This is a genomic window from Kumtagia sp., assembly GCF_059502445.1.
On record NZ_JCACER010000101.1, the window covers coordinates 210,310 to 230,975 of the forward strand.

Annotated in this window: 17 protein-coding genes and 1 pseudogene; 4 read left to right on the forward strand and 14 right to left on the reverse strand. The window is 63.7% G+C overall.

Annotated elements, in window-relative coordinates; genetic code table 11:
- Nucleotide 1 precedes the first annotated feature (1 nt).
- The 14 genes and pseudogenes from AC5JDC_RS26985 to AC5JDC_RS27050 all read right to left on the reverse strand — a co-directional run.
- Entirely contained in the window at nucleotides 2–394 is a 393-nt protein-coding gene (locus AC5JDC_RS26985) for a cupin domain-containing protein (protein WP_495846290.1), read from the reverse strand.
- A gap of 25 nt (nucleotides 395–419) precedes the next feature.
- Nucleotides 420–1,985, reverse strand: a complete 1,566-nt coding sequence (locus AC5JDC_RS26990; RefSeq protein WP_495846292.1) for a hydantoinase B/oxoprolinase family protein — start codon at nucleotides 1,983–1,985, stop codon at nucleotides 420–422.
- 3 nt (nucleotides 1,986–1,988) lie between these two features.
- Nucleotides 1,989–4,064, reverse strand: coding sequence for a hydantoinase/oxoprolinase family protein (locus tag AC5JDC_RS26995; RefSeq protein WP_495846294.1), 2,076 nt, complete (start codon nucleotides 4,062–4,064; stop codon nucleotides 1,989–1,991).
- Nucleotides 4,061–4,831: an IclR family transcriptional regulator gene (locus AC5JDC_RS27000; RefSeq protein WP_495846296.1), complete on the reverse strand. Its 771-nt coding sequence runs from the start codon at nucleotides 4,829–4,831 to the stop codon at nucleotides 4,061–4,063. The genes AC5JDC_RS26995 and AC5JDC_RS27000 overlap by 4 nt, the downstream gene beginning before the upstream one ends.
- A 7-nt stretch (nucleotides 4,832–4,838) precedes the next feature.
- The gene (locus AC5JDC_RS27005) at nucleotides 4,839–6,113 is read right to left on the reverse strand and encodes a TRAP transporter large permease (protein ID WP_106774992.1); all 1,275 of its coding nucleotides are present in this window, start codon (nucleotides 6,111–6,113) and stop codon (nucleotides 4,839–4,841) included.
- Entirely contained in the window at nucleotides 6,110–6,670 is a 561-nt protein-coding gene (locus AC5JDC_RS27010) for a TRAP transporter small permease (protein ID WP_495846298.1), read from the reverse strand. The genes AC5JDC_RS27005 and AC5JDC_RS27010 overlap by 4 nt, the downstream gene beginning before the upstream one ends.
- A gap of 120 nt (nucleotides 6,671–6,790) precedes the next feature.
- A complete protein-coding gene (locus tag AC5JDC_RS27015) occupies nucleotides 6,791–7,774 on the reverse strand; it encodes a TRAP transporter substrate-binding protein (protein WP_495846300.1) in 984 nt (327 codons plus the stop codon).
- An 861-nt stretch (nucleotides 7,775–8,635) separates the two neighbouring features.
- A complete protein-coding gene (locus AC5JDC_RS27020; RefSeq protein WP_495846420.1) occupies nucleotides 8,636–9,220 on the reverse strand; it encodes a GNAT family N-acetyltransferase in 585 nt (194 codons plus the stop codon).
- 264 nt (nucleotides 9,221–9,484) lie between these two features.
- Nucleotides 9,485–10,528: an AI-2E family transporter gene (locus AC5JDC_RS27025; protein ID WP_495846302.1), complete on the reverse strand. Its 1,044-nt coding sequence runs from the start codon at nucleotides 10,526–10,528 to the stop codon at nucleotides 9,485–9,487.
- A 7-nt stretch (nucleotides 10,529–10,535) separates the two neighbouring features.
- Nucleotides 10,536–12,371 carry an SLC13 family permease gene (locus AC5JDC_RS27030; protein WP_106774997.1) on the reverse strand — a complete coding sequence of 612 codons (1,836 nt, stop codon included), beginning with the start codon at nucleotides 12,369–12,371 and terminating at the stop codon, nucleotides 10,536–10,538.
- 46 nt (nucleotides 12,372–12,417) lie between these two features.
- The gene (locus tag AC5JDC_RS27035) at nucleotides 12,418–13,620 is read right to left on the reverse strand and encodes a M20/M25/M40 family metallo-hydrolase (RefSeq protein WP_495846304.1); all 1,203 of its coding nucleotides are present in this window, start codon (nucleotides 13,618–13,620) and stop codon (nucleotides 12,418–12,420) included.
- Nucleotides 13,621–13,683: 63 nt separating this feature from the next.
- On the reverse strand, nucleotides 13,684–15,234 hold the full coding sequence (locus AC5JDC_RS27040) for an AbgT family transporter (RefSeq protein ID WP_495846306.1): 1,551 nt from the start codon (nucleotides 15,232–15,234) through the stop codon (nucleotides 13,684–13,686).
- Between the two features lie 363 nt (nucleotides 15,235–15,597).
- On the reverse strand, nucleotides 15,598–15,879 hold the full coding sequence (locus tag AC5JDC_RS27045; RefSeq protein ID WP_495846308.1) for a YMGG-like glycine zipper-containing protein: 282 nt from the start codon (nucleotides 15,877–15,879) through the stop codon (nucleotides 15,598–15,600).
- A gap of 181 nt (nucleotides 15,880–16,060) precedes the next feature.
- A pseudogene (locus tag AC5JDC_RS27050) lies at nucleotides 16,061–16,180 on the reverse strand (alpha/beta fold hydrolase); the annotation flags it as partial.
- Nucleotides 16,181–16,301: 121 nt separating this feature from the next.
- On the opposite strand from AC5JDC_RS27050, the gene AC5JDC_RS27055 reads away from it, so the two are divergent.
- The 4 genes from AC5JDC_RS27055 to AC5JDC_RS27070 all read left to right on the forward strand — a co-directional run bounded on the left by AC5JDC_RS27055 (nucleotide 16,302) and on the right by AC5JDC_RS27070 (nucleotide 20,647).
- Entirely contained in the window at nucleotides 16,302–17,195 is an 894-nt protein-coding gene (locus AC5JDC_RS27055; RefSeq protein ID WP_495846310.1) for a LysR family transcriptional regulator, read from the forward strand.
- 176 nt (nucleotides 17,196–17,371) lie between these two features.
- Nucleotides 17,372–18,307, forward strand: coding sequence for a pirin family protein (locus tag AC5JDC_RS27060; RefSeq protein ID WP_495846312.1), 936 nt, complete (start codon nucleotides 17,372–17,374; stop codon nucleotides 18,305–18,307).
- A 99-nt stretch (nucleotides 18,308–18,406) separates the two neighbouring features.
- Entirely contained in the window at nucleotides 18,407–19,657 is a 1,251-nt protein-coding gene (locus AC5JDC_RS27065; RefSeq protein WP_495846314.1) for a DUF5996 family protein, read from the forward strand.
- Between the two features lie 249 nt (nucleotides 19,658–19,906).
- Nucleotides 19,907–20,647, forward strand: a complete 741-nt coding sequence (locus AC5JDC_RS27070; protein WP_495846316.1) for an SDR family NAD(P)-dependent oxidoreductase — start codon at nucleotides 19,907–19,909, stop codon at nucleotides 20,645–20,647.
- Nucleotides 20,648–20,666: the final 19 nt, after the last annotated feature.

Sequence of the window (20,666 nt, forward strand, 5' to 3'; positions counted from 1 at the left end):
GTCAGCCCTCCGCGGTCGGAAAGTCGGCTGCCTGGTGCTCGACGATCTCCAGATAGTCCTTCCGGATCGGACAGAAGATGTCGAGGTTCATGACCACCTCGTCCGAGATCGGAATGCCACCATGCATCACGTCCGGCGGCACGCGCAGCACCTCTCCCGCGCCGACCTCGAAGGTCTCGTCGCCCACGGTCCAGCGCATCCGCCCGGTCAGCACGACGGCGATTTGCTCGAAGGGGTGCTTGTGCATGCCAAGCGTCATCCCCGGTTCCAGCCAGTTCATGACCAGGAGCACGTCCTCGCCCCGAAACCCGGCCCTGCTGACGTGCTCGCGCACCGCGAAACGCGGCAGGTCCTCCCATTTGACCGGCATACGAAAGGGTTGAAGCTCGCTCATCTCGTCCTCCTTTTGTGGATATCCCTCAGGCGACCTTTGCCGCCTTCAACGCGCCGAACCCGCCGCCGCCGGGCGTGATCATCATCACCTCGTCGTCCGCCTTCATGTCCGTCTTGCCGGACAGGACGACGGGCTTGCCGTTCACGAGAAACTGTCCCGGCCGGCCCGGTCCGCCGCCGGCGAGGCCTCGGGGCGCCTCGTTCAGGCGGCTCGGCACCGTGTTGAGCAGCCAGGGCTGCGTCGTGCGCATCCTGAAGCCGATCCGCTGACCGTCTCCGCCCGGCTGCGCACCCGCCCCGCCCGATCCGCGCTCCAGCTCCTTGCAGGTGAAGACGATGGGATAGGCTGCCTCAAGCACTTCGACCGGGACGGCGGACACGCCGGTGGGGTAGCAGACCGCGGATATGCCGGGCTTTCCTGCCCGCGCGCCCATCCCGCCCGAGTAGTTGAACATGGAGGAAGTGAAGGCTCGTCCGTCGGCATCCCGCCCCTGGATCTGCACGGTCCAGACGGCCCCCGAGCCTTCGGCCACCACCTTGTCCGGCACGACCTGCGACAAGGCGTTGAGAATCGGGAAGGGCACGTACATGCCCACGACGTGCCGGGCATTCACCGGCGAAGGGTAGGTGGCGTTGACGACGCAGTTCTCCGGCAACGTCAGCTTGATAGGCGCCAGCGAGCCGGCATTGTTCGGCAGGTCCGGATTGAGCGTCGAGCGAATGGCAAACGTCGCATAGGCCTGCGTATAGGCGGGCACCACGTTGATACCGCGCGGGCTGCGGCCCGACGATCCGGTGAAGTCGACCGTGATCTCTCCCGCCTTGTCGTCGATGGTGACGGCGGTCTTCAGGGTGATCCGGTCGCCGCCGGGCACGTCGAAGGTGGTTTCGCCGTGGAACGTCCCGCCGGGTAGCGCCCGGATCGACTCGCGCGTGGCAGTTTCGGAGCGGTCGATGATCTCGTCGGCGAGCGACTCGATGTCGTCCAACCCGTATCGGTCGCACAACGCATTCAGTCGCTGCGCGGCGATCATGCCGGAAGACACCTGCGCGCCCAGGTCGCCCAGCAGCGCGTCGGGCGTGCGCACGTTGCGCGTGATCATGGCGAACAGCGTCTCGTTGCGCACGCCGGCCTCGTAGAGCTTCAGCACCGGGATCCACAGCCCTTCCTCGTGGATGTCCCGCGCGCCCGACCCGATGCCGTAGCCGCCGATGTCGGTGTGGTGGATCGTCGACCCGGCATAGCCGATCAGTTTCTTGCCGCGGAAGATCGGTGACAGGACGGTGATGTCGAAGAAGTGGCCTGCCGACATCCAGGGATCGTTGGTGATCAGCACGTCGCCCGGTCTCAGGGTATCGGCATCGACATGCCGCAGCAGGTTCGCGGCGGCCGCCGCCAGCGAGTTGATGTGCCCCGGCGTTCCCGTCACCGCCTGCGCCACCATGCGGGCGCGGGCGTCGAAGAGGCCGTTTGCCAGGTCCCCGGCCTCCCGCACGATGGGGGAAAACGCGATGCGCTGCAGCGCACGGGCCTGTTCCGAGACGATCCCGATCATGTTCGACCAGAGGATCTGAAGTTCAACGCCGTCCATGGTTCAGTGCTCCGTCATCTTGTCGGCAACGAGGCTGCCGTTCGGGTGCAGGCGTACCGTCCAGCCGGGCAGCACGAAGATGGTGGTCTCGCGCTCCTCCACGATCAGCGGGCCGGGAATGACGTCGTCCTCCATCAGCTCGGCACGGGAATAGACAGTCGTCTCGATCGGCTTGCCGCGGAAGTGGACGATGCGGCTGCGCGGTGCGGGGCGGCTTCCGCCTTTGCTGACATGCGCGGCGGCGCGCTCGGGCAGACGGCCTCGCGCGGTGACATGCCAGTTGACCAGTTCGATCGGCATGTCGTCGAGCTTCAGCCCGTATTGGGCGATATATTCCCTGTCGAAGATCGCCCGCATCGCCGCGGTATCGAGGCCCTGGCGCGGGTCGAACGGCAGCTCGATCCGCAGTTCCGACTGCTGACCGAGGTAACGCAGGTCGGCACCGAAGACGAAGCCGATATCGGCGGTCGCGAGCCCCGCCTCGGTCAGCGCGGCGGTGCCTTCCTCGGTCATCTGTCCGACCAGGGCGCGCGCGGCCGCCGGGTCGAGGCTTTCGATCGGACCCAGCTGGCTGCGGACAAGGTCGATCTGCGCCGGCGTCACGAGCGTTCCGAAGGCCGACAGGACCGAGGCGAGCGGCGGGTAGATCACCTGCCTGGACTCGATCAGGTCGGCGACCAGGCAGGCATGCACCGGACCTGCCCCGCCGAAGGCGAGCATGGGCAGGCCACGATAGTCCACGCCGCGGTCGGTGGCATGGGTGCGCGCGGCCGCGGCCATCTGCTCGCAGACGACCTCGTATATGCCCCATGCCGTCTGCTCCGGGGTCAGGCCTATCCTGGCGCCCAGCCTGCCGATGGCTGCCCGCGCGCCTGCCGCATCCAGCTTCATGTCGCCACCCAGGAAGCGGTCGGGATCCAGAATGCCCAGCACGACGTCCGCGTCTGTCACGCACGGCTCGGTGCCGCCGCGGGAGTAGCAGACCGGTCCGGGGATCGAGCCGGCGCTCTCCGGCCCTGTGCGAAGCAGCCCCAGTTCGTCCACCCATGCGATGGAACCGCCGCCGGCGCCGATCTCGATCATGTCGATGGACGGAACGGTGATCGGCATCCCCGAGCCGGGCTTGAACCGGTAGCGCCGGTCCACTTCGAAGGTCCCCGTCACCAGCGGCACGTGATTCTGGATCATGCAGGCCTTGGCCGTCGTGCCGCCCATGTCGAAGGAGATCAGGTCCGGCAGGCCGAACATGCGCGAGAAATAGCAGGCGACCAGCGCCCCGGCGGCCGGACCGCTCTCGATCATCCTGACAGGCAGCGTGCCGGCACGGCCCGCACCGATCACGCCGCCGTTCGACAGCATGATCAGCGGCTGCTGCGAGAAACCCTGACGATCCAGCTCGGCGATCAGCGCGTTCAGGTAGGGCCGCGTGATCGGCACCGTGTAGGCATTGATTGCGACGGTGGAGGTGCGCAGATACTCCCGCATCTGCGGCGCGATCTCGGAGGATAGCGAGACGAAGATCTCCGGCGCCTCGCGCGCAAAGACCTCGGCGACCAGCGCCTCGTTCGCGCCGTTGCGGTAGGCGTTGATCAGGCTGACGGCGACCGACTGGATGCCACGTGCTTCGCATTCCCGCGCAATGGCCGCGATCTCGGCCTCCCGCGCTGCCTTCTCGACGGTGCCGTCCGCCAGCACCCGCTCGTCCAGCGCCCAGGTCCGCTCACGCGGGATCAGCGGTTCCGCGAACTCGATCTGCGGGTCGTACATGTCGTAGCGGTGCTCGTCGCGGATGTAGAGGATGTCCGTGAAGCCCTTGGTGAGGATAAGCCCGACCGGCGGTCCCTTCCGCTCGATCAGGGCGTTAGTGACCACGGTGGTGGCGTGGACCACCACGTCGTTGACGTCCCCCGGTTCGATCCCCGCGTGCCCCAGCACCAGCCCCACGCCGCGGAAGAAGCCTTCCAGCAGGTTGCCATGCGTCGTCAGCGTCTTGTCCACGAAGGTGCGGCCGTCGTCGGCCAGGAGGACGGCATCTGTGAAGGTGCCGCCGATGTCCACCGCAAGCGAGTATTTCTTCATGAACGTTGGTCCGTATTGCCGAGATTGGTGGAGACTTTGCGGGCGGCCCCCTTCAGCGCCTCGATGAAGCGCGGAGCGGGAGGCGAGCCGATGGTGTTGGTGGGGCCGGCGATCGTCAGCGTGGCGATGAAGGCGCCGTTCATATCGAAGACCGGCGCCGAGACGGCGGTGACGCCCTGCAGGGTCTGGTTCGGCGCTTCGGCCCAGCCCTGCGCTCGCACCGCCTGCACTTCGGCGGCGATGGCGGCGGGATCCGTCGGCGTCTCGCTGGTCCACTGCCGGAGCGGCTCCTCGGGCAGCCGAGCGTCGCCGAAGGCCAGCGCGATCTTGCCCTGTGCGGAGGCGTGGAAATCCAGCAATGCGCCCGGGCGCGTCACGATGGCGACCGGCTGTTCGGTCCGCACCATGTCCAGGATACGCATCCCGGTCGGCTCCATCTGGGAGAAGGAGACGGTGAAGCCAGTTGCATCCCGCAACTCGACCATCACCGGTCTGGCCTCGCGCAGGATGTCGGTGGAATCCGCCAGCGCCTGGCCAAGGTGGTACAGCTTGTATGACAGCCGGTATTTCTCCGAGTCCGGATCCTGCAGCACGTAGCCCAGCGACAGCAGCGTCCGCAGGAACCGGAAGACCCTTACCTTCGGCGCGTCTATGCGGCGGGCGAGATCGGACAGCGCCACGGGTTTCCCGATCTCGGCCATCACCTCGATGATCAGGAAGGCCATCTGCGTGGACTGATTGACCGATTTATCCAGTTCGACGCTCATGTGTCCCTCACTTGAACAGGCCGGGAATCCAGAGTGAGATGCCCGGAACCGCGGCCACCAGCGCCAGGACCAGCAGGCACAGCCCAAGCATCGGGAGCGAGGCCCGCGTCACCGCCTGCAGCGGGCTGCGTGCGATCGAGCTGACGATGAACAGCACCAGGCCGACCGGCGGCGTGCACATTCCGATCATCAGGTTCAGCACGACCATCACGCCCATCTGGACAGGGTCCATCCCGATTGTCGGCGCGAGCGCGTTCAGCACCGGCATGATCAGGACCATCGCCGCGAGCGGCTCCAGGAACAGTCCGAGGACGAGCAGGACGATGTTGAGCAGGATCACCAGCAGCACCGGGTTTTCCGTCATCCCCAGGATCGATGCCGCGATCTTCTGCGGCAGGCTCTCGATGCCGAGGACGAAGCCCGTCATGCTGGCCATCGCCACCACCAGCATCACACCGGACGACATGGTCGCGGTGTCGTAGAAGGACCGCTTCAGCTTCTTCCAGGGCAGCGAGCGATAGACGAAGAGGCCGGTCACCAGCGCATAGATGCAGGCGACGCCGGCGGCCTCGGTCGGCGTGAATATCCCGGTGCGGATGCCGACCACGATGAAGACCGGCAGCACTATTGCCGGAATCGCCGCGTGCAGGATGCTCCAGCGTTCCCCCCTGGGGACTGGCGGAGCAACCGGGTGGTTCTCGCGGTGGCCCTTCCACAGCGCATAGACCAGCAGGAGGGCGCCCAGGATCAGGCCCGGCACGATCCCGGCCAGGAACAGGTCGCCGATCGACGTGCCGGTCAGCACGCCGAACAGGATCAGCGGCAGCGACGGCGGGATCAGGGGTCCCAGCAGCGAACCCGTGGCGGTCAGCGCCGCGGCATAGGCCGGGTCGTACCCGTCCCGCTTCATCGGCGGGATCATGATGCCGCCCACGGCCGCCGCTTCCGACGTCGCCGCGCCGCTGGGGCCGGAGAGCATGAAGTTGGCCAGCACGTTGACGATCGCCAGGCCGCCCTTGATCCGCCCCACCAGGAACTGCGCCGCACGCACGATATGGCCGGTCAGGTTGGCGGCATTCATCAGGTTGCCGGCCAGGATGAAGAACGGGATGGTCAGCAGCAGGAAGCTATCGATCCCGGCGATCATCCGCTGCGGAAAGGCCACCAGCAGATGCCCGTGCCCCTCGATCAGGAGATAGACCAGGGAGGCCATGCCAAGCCCCAATGCCACCGGCATGCCGATGATCAGGGCGGCGAAGAAGATGGCGAGGTAGAGGATCATCCGTGCACCTCGAGCTCACCCGCGTCGCGCAGGTCGGCCGCGCGGCCGCCGGTGGTCATCATGCCGGCGTAGAGGACGATGTCGGTCGCCAGGCGGAACGCAAACAGCGACAGCCCGACCGGCAGGGCGATGTAGACCCAGTACATCGAGGGGGCCGGAAAATCCGGCCCGAACACATCGCCTAGCAGGAATTTCATTGCCGGGATCGGCGCTGATCCCAGCCGGCCGGCATAGACGAAGCCATACCAGACCAGCACCGTCAGGAGGACGATGCCGCAGGCATTGGCCAGCATCGCCAGCGCCAATCCCGCCCGGCGCGGCAGCGCGTCACGCAGCATCGGCACGCTCGCGATCTCGCCACGCTCGTAGGCGAGCATCGCCGCGAGGAACGAGACCCAGACCAGCAGGTAGCGGCACACTTCCTCCGCCCAGATCAAGGAGGAGGAGAAGCCGTAGCGCAGCACGATCTGGACCGTCATCACCGCGAGAAGCACGATCAGCATCCAGATCAGGATCGTGGACACCACGGCATCGAAGACGCGTCGCAAGGCAAGCATGGATCAGTCCCGTCGTCGGACATGCCTTTCCTGCCGCGGCACGGCGGCCGCCGGAAAAGCTGGTCGTCAGTTGTTTCGGAACAGGGGCGGTGTCCTCGGCAGCGCGCCGCCCCGCTTCGGTCAGTCGGTCTTACGCACGGTGTCGACGAAAGCCTGGATCAGCGGATCCTTTGCCAGCCAGGACTCGAACACCGGGCGAACCCGCGCCTGCATCTCGGTGAGGTCGGACAACTGCGAGATGGTGACGCCCTTTTCCTTCAGCTTGTCGGCGATCTCGGCTTCCTGGTCGCGCGCCAGTGCATATTGCTCGGCGATGACCTCGTGCCCCGCCTCCGCGAGGGCAGTTTTGACGTCGTCAGGCAAGCTCTCGAACTTGGCGCTGCCCGTCATCAGCACGCCTGGCCAGAAATAGTGGCCGGTCAGCGTCACGTTCTTGGCCGCCTCGTAGTAACTCTCGGCATAGGCCGACGACAGATTGATCTCCACCGCGTCGATAGTGCCGGTTTCCAGCGCCGAGAAGACTTCGCCAAAAGCCATGCCGATCGGACTGACGCCGACCGCTTCCCAGATCGCCTTGTGCAGCGGAGTGGGAACGATGCGGGTCTTGAGCCCCGAGAAGTCGCCCACGGTCTGCACCGCCTTGGTGCGCGAAAGAAAATGGCGCTGGCCGGCCTCTATGTAGCCCAGGCCCTTGATGCCGCTGGGCGCCAGCGAGTCGAGGAGCTGCTGCCCTACCTCGGATGACAGGACCGCGGCCATCTTGTCGTAGCTGGGCACCAGGAACGGCAATTGAAGCGCGTCGAAGGCGGGCGCATTCAGCGTGAGCGGGATCGTCGGAACCGAGACCAGCGCGCCGTCGATCGTGCCGAGTTGCACACCCTCCAGAAGCTGCTTGTCGTCGCCCAACTGGCGGTCGCCATAGACTTCGATCTTGACCTTGCCGCTCGTCTTCTCGGCGACCTTGTCGGCAAACATGACCAGCCCATCCTGGAACAGATGGGTCGACGTCGCCGCATGCCCGAATTTCAGCGTGTATTCCTGCGCCAGGGCACTACCCGGAAAAAGCAGAACGATGGCGGCGAAAATGCCGCTTCGGATGTTCATGTCTCAACTCCCTCCCAGTTGTTGTTTCTTATATCAAAACACTATTACAATATACGATACAATCTTATCCACGTCAACCCGATAGGCTCCAGGTGCACGCTGAACCGCGCGTCAATGCCGGATCGAGCACGGATCGGTATTTTGCTGCCCATTCGGTTACGACGAAGCGCGAGGGGACAATCCAGCACCTCCCGGCCAAGCCGCGTGATAGAGAAAGGAATGACACGATGAAGCTGATGCGCGGACCGATGCCTTTCTCTTCGGACGGTGGACCTATGAGATCTTCGTCGGCTCCTGGGGCGCCCTGAACGATATTCCGGCCGACGATCCGGTCGCCATCGCGTTAAACAGGGGACCGAAATACGTGGCGTCACGGACACTCACAGACCCAAAGTGGTCCCAGACCACCGTCCTATCGGCGGCCATCGCCGTTGCCGCATCGATCTTGGAACCGGCCTACCACATGCTCAAGGACGGAACATGCTACCAGGACCTCGGCGTGAACCACTTCGCCCGCCGCAACCGGCAACGCCAGGTCGAGAGGCTCGCCAGGGCGTCCGCTTCCTCGGCTTCGCCGTCTACCTCCGCCCCGCCGCGCGACACCCTCGGAGCCAGATCAGTTTCTGAAGAGGAACGGCAGTAAATCGTACTGGCACGGTTGACTTTGTCGCCCCTAAAGAAGCCGTCATCCTGGTCGCCGTCTCCTGAGGCAAGCCGCTATCCTACGCCTGGGCACCGACAGGGTGTGTCCGAGGACGACCTCGCCTGCAGGACCATCGGCAAACGGTTTTGCCGGAACGTTCCATCTTCGTTTCGTAGCTCGGCGCCCCTATGCCGCAAACTATCTGATCAAACTGGCGCTCAACGAGGTCGCCGCAGCATCGGGGTGAGCGTTGGCGACGAACCGACCTGGATCGCGCCGAGCGGTTCGAAGCCGTGCCGCTGGTAGAACGATATGTTGCGCGGGTTCGAGGATTCCAGATAGGCCGGCGCGTGATCGCGGTCGCACTGCGCGAGTGCGTACGCCATCAAGGCATCGCCGTGACCTTCGCCTTGATGCGCCGGGTCGACGCCGATCAGGGGCAGGTACCAATGCGGTTCGGTCGGGTGGTAGGTGGCCATCTGCTCGAATATGGCAGCGGTTTCAGGGGCGAGCGCGGGTTCAACCGTGCTCTCGAGCACGGCGCCAAGCTCTTCCTCGTCGGGATGCACGCCGGGCGGCAGCCACAGCGCCGTCCCGGCGTAGCCGTCGGTGCAAAAGGCGCTTTCGTTGGAGAATGCCCTGCGCCCGAACGCGCGGGCCATTCGCGGCATGGCGCCAAGATACGTGTGTGCATGCGGCCACGTCCATCGCGCCATAGGGTCCGCTGCAAATGCCAGCACGATGATCTCGACCGCCGAATCTTCATCGGCTGCGGCCATAACTCTCACCGTCGGCGATTTCACGCTGCCCTCCTGTCGTAGGCGGTTCGACGAGCCGCCCGCGCCCGTTCCCAGCCACGCATCGTAACCCGGATGGAGTGGGAACGATACCGTTTGCTGCCGGCTCAGCGGTTCTGGAAAAGCTGAAGTCGTCAGCGACGTCCGCTTCTGGAGGACGGCAGGAGCGGGCGGAATGACCTTGATGAGGCGCATTGCTGCTCGACAACATCGGGGCCGAGGCCGGTAGGTTCGCTTGTGGTGCGGGGAAAAGGGACAGCGGACGTTCACCTAAAGATTCTGAGCGCTGTGCACGTCGTCGCCGGGGGCCCCCGACAATTGGGCGAGCCATCTGGTCGATGGAGCCTGAGCGCAGAAGGTCAGCACGGCGATTGCTATCGGAACTCCGATGAAAGCGCCGAACATGCCCCAGAGGAACATCCACAGGAAGACAGAAAACAAGACGAGAAAGGGCGACATCGCCAACGCCTTTCCCGCCAAGCGCGGCTCGACATAGCTGCCGATCGCGAACTGGATGAGATTGAGGCAGGCAAACACGAACAGCGCGGAATACAGGGATTCGAACTGCGCCAGTGCGTAGAAAGTCGGCAGCAGCGTTGCGATGAACGGGCCGACAAAGGGGATGAAATTCAAAGTGAAGGCGATGACGCCCCACTCCGTCGCAAGCTGCAGGCCGAGTGCCAGGGCAAACACGTAGACCATTCCGCCCGTTGCGATGCTCATGATCGTCCTGATCCACAGATAGCGGCGCAGCTTGGCGGCAGTGTGTTCGCCGCCCACGATCAGGATGCGAGCCGCCTCGCTGCCGACGATAGCGGGAATCTTGCGCGCCAGCGGGCCGACCTCGAGCAGGCCGAGCAGCACGTAGATCAGCACCACGATCCAGAACGAGATCATCGTATTCAGCCGTGCTGAAGCACCCTGCATCGCCCCCACGACCCAGCGCATGTTGAAGTGTTCGGCCCACAGGCCGGCAACCGCGATCCCATGCGTCTCCAGCCAGGCGGTCGCCTGTTCGTAGAGTCCTTGAAGCCGAGGCGCCTCCGCGATCAGTGATCGGCCGATCCGACCGAAGGCCCAGGCCACAACAGACCCGAATACGATGAATACCAGAACGACCATCGTTACGACGATGGCGAGCGCCACAAGCTGCGGCAGGCCGGTCTGAAGCCGGTCCTGAAGCGGCCAGACGATCGCGATGATGAAGAGGGCGCAGGCAACGGGCGCAAAGATCGCGTCCGCGAAATAGAGGGCAGCCAGCAGCAGAATTGCGCAGATGATGCCCAGCAGTATCGGAACCGGCCGAGCGGTCATTGGCAACTTAGAATCTCCAGATCATCGGCACTATGAACACAGCCACGACAAAGAACCAGAGCAGCAGCGGCAGGCCGAGCTTCCAGTAGTCGCTGAAAGCGTAGCCGCCCGGACCCATAACCATCAGGTTCGTTGGGGTTGCGATCGGCGTCAGGAACGCTGCCGCCGCTGCGACGGCGGTGCTCATCAGCACCGGGCGGGGCGAAATACCCATGGTCGCCGCGGCCGCCACCCCGATCGGGATGACGATGAGAGCGGTGGCGGTGTTGCTGATGAGCTGCCCCATTATGGCAGTCAGCACGAACAGGCCGGCGAGCAGCGCAATGGGGCCGGCGCCACCGACGAGCGACACAAGATACTCCGCCATTAGTTTCGCCGCGCCTGTCTCTATCATGGCGGTAGACAACGGCATCATCGCGCCGACAAGGATCACCGTCGTCCAATCGATGGCGCGGTAGGACTGCTCGACGCTCATAATTCCCGACAGGACGATCGCTCCGGCGGCGAGCAGGCCGGCTATCGCCGGCGGGGTGATGCCGGTGGCGAGGAGCACGACCATTGCGACCAGAATGGCGACGGCCTGGCGAGCGCCCGGTCCCATCGGCACGGCCTGTCGACGCACCAGTTCGGGCGAATTGACGACCAGGACATCCGGATCCGTGAGCCGGTGATCAAGCGCTTTCCATGTTCCCTGCAGCAGCATCGTGTCGCCGGCCTGCAACACGATGCCTCCAGCGTCTCGTGTTGCGTTGGTGGCGGCGAGCTCCGCTCCGGCCCGCTGCACCGCAAGGACGATCAGATCGCCGCTTTCGGTCACCATGCCCGGGAAAACGTTCTGGCCGATAAGGCCAGAGCGCGGCGGGATCACCACCTCGGCGAGGCCCGAACTGCGATTGAACAGCGTCTCTTCACCCTGCCCGGGCGCCGCCGACTCGCTGAATGCGAGGTGTTTGTCGGCAGCGAATGCGGCAGCCGACTGGGCCTCGCCCCGCAGCAGCAGGTGATCGCCCTCGGCGATTGCAGGTCTGCGCAGCGGGCTGGCCGTTTCACCATCCTGGACGGCGACGAGGTGCAGTTCGGGATAAGTGGCCAACTCGATCGCAGCGGCAGGCTTGCCGATAAACGGCGAACTTGCGCGCACGCGCATCTGGTACACGCCGCTGGCAAGGCCGTATTGCTCGACGAGCGTCTTCGCATGGCGGCTGAAGTCGACAGGCATGGTCGCGCCGTTGCGTTCGGGCAGGAGCCGTTTTCCGAACAGTATGATGATCGCCATCGTTCCCGCCAGCAGCGGCAAGCCGACAAGCGCGAATTCGAAGAAGCCGAAGCCGCCCACGCCGGCGTCGCTACCCGCGTTCGAAGCCAGGACGTTCACTGGCGAACCCGTCAGGGCGAGCTTCGAACCGGCATGCGCGGAGAAAACCAGCGGCAGGAGCAACTGCGCCGAATTTCGCTTCAGCCGGACGGCGATCACGACCACCACCGGCAGGAGCGCGGCGACGGCGCCATTGACGCTGATCAGCGCCGTAAGGAGCGCGACCATACTCATCGTCAGCAGTAACAGGCGAGCGCGGCTCTCTTCGCCCGCGCCACGGATCAGAAGCTGCCCGGCCCAAGCGGTAACGCCGGTCACGTCGAGTCCCGCGCTGACAATGAAGAGGGAGGCTATGAAGATCACCGCGGGATCACCGAAGCCGCCGAGGGCCTGATCAATCGTCAGGACGCCGGTAGCCCACAGCGCCATCGCCGTCGCCATCGCGACAACGACAACAGGCAGCTTGTTCCAGACGAACAGGACGACGACGACCGCGATGATGGTGGCAGTGTATGCTATTGGGCTCAATCGCTTCGTTCCTCACCGGTCATGCCGCCGGACCGCGGCATGACTGCTACTCTTCCATCGTAGCCATAAGTATGCCGAGGCGGCAGCCCTTCTCGTATTCGGCAAGATTGACGTATTCCTTGACGGTATGAATCTCCGCCTGGCCCGCACCTATCGTAATGGTGGGGATTCCATATTTGTCGAGCCAATTGGCGTCGAGACCACCGTTGGAGAAGAGACAGTTGGCCTCGATGCCCAACATCTCCAACGCCTTGGTGGCGCGCTTCACGACCGGGCTGTTCTCCGCGAGTTTGAAAGGAGGGTAGGAGGTCTGGTGGCTGAATGCTACTTCCGCCGTTTGGCCCTCATGATCCTTGACCTCGCCTTGCGCTTTCGCGAACGCTTCTTTGTAGCCCTTGGCAATCTTCGTTGCAAAGGCTGCCTCGGGGCTGCGAGCCTCGCCCTTGATGAAGGCATAGTCGGTCACGACATTGGTCGCATCGCCTGCGGGCTTTCCATCCTTGCCGCCGAAAATACCGACATTGCTCGTCCCGCGGCCGTCGGGCTTGACGACCTTGCCGAACCAGCCGGCCTGGCGTGCCTCTGTCAAAGCAATGGCTCCAACCAGGGTCGCCGATATGCCCTTCTCGGGCGCCACGCCGGCGTGGGATGCACGGCCCTTGATCTCGACCTCCCAGTTTTCCTGTCCGACCGCGCCGATGATCAGGTCCTTGGCGAGCATGCCGTCGACATTGATGCACATCACGGCGCCGCCGAGATCGGCAGGGTTCAGCTCGCGAGCGCCGTGCAGGCCGCTTTCTTCGCGGACGGTAAACAGAAGGGTTATCGGAGGGTGCGGAAGCTTGTGCTTCATGAGCGTCTCGGCAAGCACCACCAAGAGAGCAACCCCAGTTCGGGCATCACCCCCAAGTGCTGTCGTGCCGTCCGAGGCGATGCGATCTCCTTCGCGCCGTGGCTTCGCGCCGGCGCAGAGCGGCACGGTGTCGAGATGGGTGGAGAACAAAAGACGCGGGCCGGGCCTCGTCCCCGGCAAGTCGACGATGAGGTTGCCGATCTCGGTCGGCAGCGGGATGCGCTTGTTCGCGTCGTCGAGGCGGATGGCCGACGCCGGCACGCCGATCTTCTTCAGCGCGTCGCTGACGGCGGCGGCAATGTTGGCCTCCTGCCCGGTGACGCCTTCGACCGAGAGGAAGCGCATCAGATGCTCTTCAGCGGCAGCGACATCGAGAGGAATAGAGGGGTTGCTCATGGGGTCCTCCGATCGTTCAAGTCTTTTCATTCCGGGGCGAGTTCGCCATCACAGTCCACGCCCTCACAGCCCCCATGGCAGGCCGAGCATTTTCCAGACCGCGAAAAGCGCCGTCCACAGCACGTATATCCACACGACAAAGGGGAGCATCAGAGACACGATCGTACCGACACCTGCCGACTTGTCGTACTTCTGGGCAAAGCCGACGACGAGCGCGAAATAGGCGTTGAGCGGCGTGATCGCGTTCATCGGGGAATCGCCGACGCGGTAGGCGGCTAGCACCGCCTCAGGTTCGACGCCAAGCTGCATCAAAAGCGGCACGAAGACCGGTGCAAAAATCGCCCACTTGGCGATTGCCCCGGTGAGCAGCAGATCGATGATCGCGACCACTATGATGAAGCCGATCAGCAGAGGCAGCGCACCGATATTGGCCGCTTGCAGGACGCCCGAGAGGCTGAGCGCCATGACTGTGCCGATATTGGTGTAGGTGAAATAGGCGACGAACTGACTGAGCACGAAGAACAGGAAGATCGTGCCGCCCATGTTCTTGATCGACTTCTCGATCGCGCCGATGACCTCGGTCAGCGTACGCAGGGTTCCGGCGCCGATGCCATAGGCCCAGCCGGTCACCAGAAACATGAGGACGATGAGGGTTATGAGGCCGCTCATGAATGGCGAGTTGCCGATCAGTTCGCCCGTGTCCGGATTGCGCAGCGGTCCCCATGACGGGATCGTCAGCAGGCAGAAGACCACGATCAGGCCGAGCAGTCCGAAACCGGCGAAACGCAGGCCACGCGACTCCTGTTCGCCAAGCATAGCGCTCTGGTCCGTCGTGGTGCCTTCGGAGGCGCTCTTAGGATTATAGGTTCCAAGGCGTGGTTCGATGATGCGATCGGATATGAATGCTATGATGACTGTCAGAAACAGCACCGATGCGATGGAGAACCAGAGGTTCGAGGCCAGGCCGATCGATCTGGTGGGGTCGACAAGGGCGGCGGCGTCATTGGTGAACTCGACGAGCACCGTGTCGAGCGGCTTTATCAGCATGTTGACGGTGAAAGCGGCTGCGACGGCGGCAAAACCCAGCGCCAGGCCGGCCAAAGGATGCCGCCCGACTGCAAGATAGGCGATGCCGGCGAGAGGGATCAGGACAAGATAGCCCGCATCGGCGGCAATGCTGGCAAGTATGCCGACAAAGGCCAAGATGTAAGTGAGCGCCCAGTGCGGCGACACGATGACGAGCTTGTGGATCAGCGCGGTGACCAGCCCGGATTCCTCTGCCACGCCGGCGCCGATCATCGCCGCAATCATCAAACCCACGGCGGTAAAGGCCATGAAGTTGGGAACCAGCGATTCGTACATGAAGCGAATGCCGTCCGTATTGAGCAGGCTGCGTATTTCCGTGCTCGCAATCTCGATTTGGTGCGTGTCCGGATTGATGCGGTCGAAAGTGACCGCCGCGTCGAACATGCCCAGAACCGCCGACAGAACGATGACGATGGCAATCAGGATCAGGAAGATGACGACCGGATGGGGAACCATGTTCCCGACTTTCTCGACGCCATCAAGAAATCTTTGCATCGCGGTTTTCGGAGCCGCATCGGCGGTGGGCATTTCTTCTTCCCCTCTGCTGGACCCGTTGGTGCGGTCGACCAGGAGATATGCTCAGATCAAATGGATTCTGAGATTAGTCCTCCGTGCAAGGAATCATGAGCGCAGAACGCACTGTATCAGACGAAGCGTATGGTTGCCTTCAAGCTAATTTGTTGAAAAGGACATTACCTTCTAAGTCGGCGGAAATCGACGACGCGGGCATTGTGCGAGTTAATAGCTATTTCGAACAGGAATGCCCCACGCCGCGCGTGAGTTTCGTGCGCTGATCCGACATTGTGGATGCCCTCATGTTGCCCAACGTCCTTAGGTGGCTGCTGGGTCTTGTCCGGACAGTTGCTGTGGATCCGCTATCAAACCGGGTGTTTAGCAGCGTGCGGTATAAATTGTACCGTCAGGGCGTTGGAATCGACAGTAGCCGGCGCCGCGAGGCGTTGATGCGGTCCCGACCACGGCGCCCAGAAGCGCACCAGCACCCGCGCCAACGACCGTGCTGCGAGTGTTTCGGCCGAGTGCCTGTCCAGCCACCGCACCTGTGCCGGCGCCAATCAGCGCCCCGGTACCGGCTCGTTGTTCTTGCGTGGCCTCGCAACCCGTTAGTGAAAAAGGAACAATTATCGATGTGACAATAAAAAGAGCGAATCTCATGACCTAGGTTCCCCTCACTCGCAACTTCAAATGAATTCTAGGATTGCATGAGTGAACCCCGAGAACAATCACCGATGGGCAAATAGGAAGCTCATCCCGGCGGCCGCCCTTTGACATGCGAACCCAGAACCCGTTCGACCCTTGCTGACGTGGGCCTACCAGCGAAGTCGTTGTTGTTCGAGGCGTCCCAGTCGTCGGAGCTGAGCGGCCAGCCATGGTGAAAAACGATGGGCTGGGCATCCTTGGGACCCCAATCCTTATAGAAAATCCGTACGTCGTCGTCGGTCGTGACAAAGCCCATGGTGTGTTCTCCTTCTGGAGCGTCGTGCTTGGACATTGCCCGGCCGCAATTTGTCGTTCCCCATCGCAATACGGTAGTGCCATAGTCAGGCAAGCTGTGTCGCGTAGCAAGGAACGCCAAATTGGACATCGAAGATCTACAGACATTCGTCGCAGTAGCCGATGCCGGAGGCGTATCGGCCGCCGCACGCCGGCTTGGCGTCTCCAAGTCAATCGTCAGCCGGAGGCTCTTCCGGGTTGAAGCGGAGCTTGGGGTCCAGCTTCTTGCACGAACGACCCGCGGCGCCGCGCTCACGGAAGCGGGGATCACGTTCAGGGACCATGCCGCCCGCGCCAGCGCCGAGATCGATACGGCCAGGGAAACGATCCTCCCCACCGGTGAGTTGCGTGGCCGGCTGAGGGTTGCCATGCCGCTTACTTTCGGCCCGACCCACTTCGCTCCGGTACTGGCGGAAATGGCGCGCCGGCATCCGCAGCTTCACATTCATACCTCCTACAGCGATCGCTTCGTCGATCTCATCGCAGATGGTTTCGATTGCGCGATCCGGGCTGGCTACCTTCAGGACTCCAACCTGGTCGCGAAGCGCGTCGGGCCGTTCCATGGCAAGCTTGTCGCAAGCCCGGACTATATCGAAGCGCACGGCTCACCCGAGACTCCGGAGCAACTCGTCACCCATCAGGCCCTCATGCAGGGAACCGAAACCTGGCAGTTCATGGATGGTGGCAAGGTTGTCACGGTCCAGCCGCAGGGCAGGTTCAAGGCCGATAGCGCCACGGCGCTCGCCGCCGCGGCGGCGGCAGGTCTCGGCATCGCCTGGCTCGCCGACTGCATCACACATGACTATGTGGCCTCCGGCGCGCTGGTCCCGATCATGACACGCTATCCGGTACCTCCGGCGGCCGTATATGTCGTCCGCCCGCCGGGTCAGCATCCCACGCGGAAAGTACGGGTGCTCACCGAGATGCTGATCGAGTATTTCAAACGGAACCCGGATCTTTGGGGGCTCGATCGGTAGGACACGAACGCTTCGAAGTCTTGTCGGACAATTGCGACCCATACTTCGGCGGCATGTGCCGTTCCACTTGCTGCGACACAGCTTGACGTATCGCGGGCCTAGTTCGGTAGATGGTCCCGCGCCAACTTAGACATTCCGGAAACCCAGGGTCGGAAGCCCAAGAGAGGATAGCGCGCATGAGTTGGAACCCGGCAATCGAACCGGGCTGTCCCGATGAGGTTGGCCTCGACGCGATCGAAACGCTCATCGTCCCGCGCGCCCGAGACCTGGGCGGCTTCGAGGTTCGGCGCGCCCTGCCGGCGCCGAAACGGCAGATGGTCGGACCATTCATCTTCTTCGATCAGGCCGGCCCGGCCGAGCTCCTGACCGGACAGGGCGTCGACGTTCGGCCGCATCCGCATATCGGGCTCGGCACCGTCACGTACCTTTATCGCGGCGACTTTCATCACCGCGACAGCACCGGCGCCGATCAGATAATACGTCCTGGCGCGCTGAACTGGATGGTCGCCGGGCGCGGCGTGACCCATTCGGAGCGCACATCAGCGGCCGCCAGAAGCGGTCCGAACAGCCTGTTCGGGATACAAACATGGCTTGCGCTGCCCGATACGCATGAGGATATGGCGCCTACCTTCGAACATCACGGCAAGGAGGCGCTGCCGGTGATCGAGGATCGCGGCGTTTCGGTTCGGCTCATCCTGGGGGAGGCCTATGGCCGGAAGGCACCCGCGACGATGTTCTCCGAGACGTTCTACGCCGATGTGAAACTCGAGCCTGGAAGCCGGCTGCCCATGCCGGACGATCATGAGGACAGAGCCATCTACATCGTCGAAGGCTCGATCTCGATCGCCGGCCAGGCTTTCGAGGCACCGCAGATGATGGTCTTCCGCCCCGGCGACAGGATCACGGTCGCGGCCCGCGACCAGGGCGCGCGGTTGATGATCCTCGGCGGCGCCACGCTCGGCGGACCGCGCTACATCTGGTGGAATTTCGTCGCCTCGTCCCGGGAGCGCATCGAAGAAGCCAAGGCCGAATGGCGCGTGCAGAACTGGGGCAAGGGGCGCTTCGATCTACCCGTCGATGACCGGGAAGAGCACATTCCTCTTCCGGACTGACCGGCGCCGATGACATGATCGCCGGACACGGCTCGGGTGGGCCTAGGACGGCATGACCGACGTCGCGTGCCGGTTGAATGCTGGATGGAGACTGGGAAGATGAGCAACAAATGGCCCCATCTCGACTACGTCGGTTGGCGCGAGACGTGTTCAGCGCTGCATCTCTACCTGCAGGTCGCCGGCAAGTATCGACTGGCTCATGCTCCGTGGCTCAACCATTCCTGGAACGCGACCTTCTATGTCACGCCTACCGGCCTGGCATCTTCGCCGATCCCCGACGGCCCTGGCATCGAGATCCTGTTCGACCTTCGAGACCACATGGTGATGGGCACGAGCGGCGGCGGCCGCAAGGCGTCCTTTGCGCTCGGGCCGATGACCGTCGCGGCGTTCCACGCCAGTTTCGTGGAGTTGATTTCGGAACTCGGCGGCACGCCGACGTTCAACGGACAACCGAACGAAGTGCCCAACCCGGTACCTTTCGCCGAAGATCATCGCGACAGGCCCTATGACCGCGACGCCGTTCAACGTTTCCATCACGCGTTGGTGGCGGTCGACAGGGTATTCAATCGGTTCCGGACCTCCTTTCTCGGCAAATCCAGTCCCGTTCACCTGTTCTGGGGCGCTCTCGATCTCGCCGTCACCCGCTTCTCAGGGAGACGCGCTCCTCTCCATCCGGGCGGCATTCCGGCATTGCCGGACGACGTCACGCAAGAGGCCTATGACCGCGAGGTCTCATCGACCGGCTTCTGGCCGGGCGGCGGCGGCATCGATTATCTCGCCTTCTACGCCTACGCCTACCCGACGCCGAACGGCTACCGCAGCGCGCCGGTCCGGCCCGATGCCGCGTTCTGGCATGACGGCCTGTCGGAGTTCATTCTGCCCTACGATGCCGTACAGTCGGCGCCCGACCCTGATGAGGCCCTGATGACGTTTCTAGTCTCGACCTACGAGGCTGCTGCCGATCTGGGCAGATGGGACCGCGATCTGCTGGAATGCGCGCAAGGGCGGCCGCGTCAGGTCCGCCGCCCGGACGCGGCGCTGGCGAAGGCTGCGCATTCAGCCGGCGACGAAAAGGTCGAGCGCGAGGATGGGGCATCAAAAGGGCGTTATCGGCTGATCATTGATGGTGTCGAAGCGGAGATGACCTACAGCCGGGCCGGCAAGGGGTTGATCATCATCGACCATACCGAAGTTCCGGCGGCCATGCGTGGCCGCAAGGTCGGCGAACGACTGGTGAGACAGGCGGTCGAGGATGCCCGGCGTGACGGGGTTGCCGTCATGCCGCTCTGTCCATTCGCAAAAGCGCAGATCGCTCGTCATCCGGAATGGCAGGACGTGCTGCGTCGGTGACAGGGGGCGTGGCCGTCAGCAGGAACACCAGCACCAAGGCGACCAGGTTGCCCGCCGGAAGGTGGTCGCCTCGCCCGGCTTGAGAAGCCATCGGCCAGCGTTGCCCTCTTAGCAACACTGCTGAGCATTTCTCGACGCTGAAAGCGACAGATCCCGAACGTCAAATTCGTCGATCAGGCTTTTGCCGCGTGCCGCGTCTCACGCGATTGCCGGGCGCTTGAACCAACAATGGTAGAAATGGACAAACATATGATCGACCTGAATGGGAAGCGTGCATTGGTTACTGGAGGTTCGCGGGGCATCGGAGCCGCGATCGCCTTGGCGCTGGCGGAATACGGTGCTGACGTCGCGTTCACGTACAAGCGCACAACCGAAAAAGCTGAAGCGGTGGCCAAATCCATCGAGAGTGCGGGGCGTCGCGCCATCGCTATCCAGGCCGATAGCGGCGATCCGGAGGCCATCATGCGCTCCGTGAGCGAAGCCGTCTCCGCGCTCGGTGGACTCGATATCCTCGTCAACAGCGCGGCCATCGGCCACACGGGAACGATCGCCGACATCGACGTGAATGACTATCAGGCCGTGATGGACGTCAACGTGCGAGCGCCAGTGCTGTTTGCGAAGGCAGTTATCCCGCATCTCACCGAAGGGGGACGCATCATCACGATCGGTTCGGCCCTGGGTGAGAGGGTCCCGTTCCCGGGCATTACCGCATATGCGATGTCCAAGGCGGCACTTACCTCCTTCACCCGCGGTCTTTCGCGCGAACTCGGCCCGAACGGCATCACCGTCAATCTTGTGCAGCCCGGGGCGACGAACACGGATGCAAATCCGGCGGATGGCGAGGCTGCCGATTTCCAGCGAAGCCTGACGTCTTTGGGACGCTACGCCGAGCCACGCGAAGTCGCGAACGCCGTGGTCTTTCTGGCAAGTCCCGCCGCGAGCGTAATTACGGGCGCCATCTTGACCGCCGACGGGGGCGCAATCGCCTGAGCCAACTTGGCATTCGCCA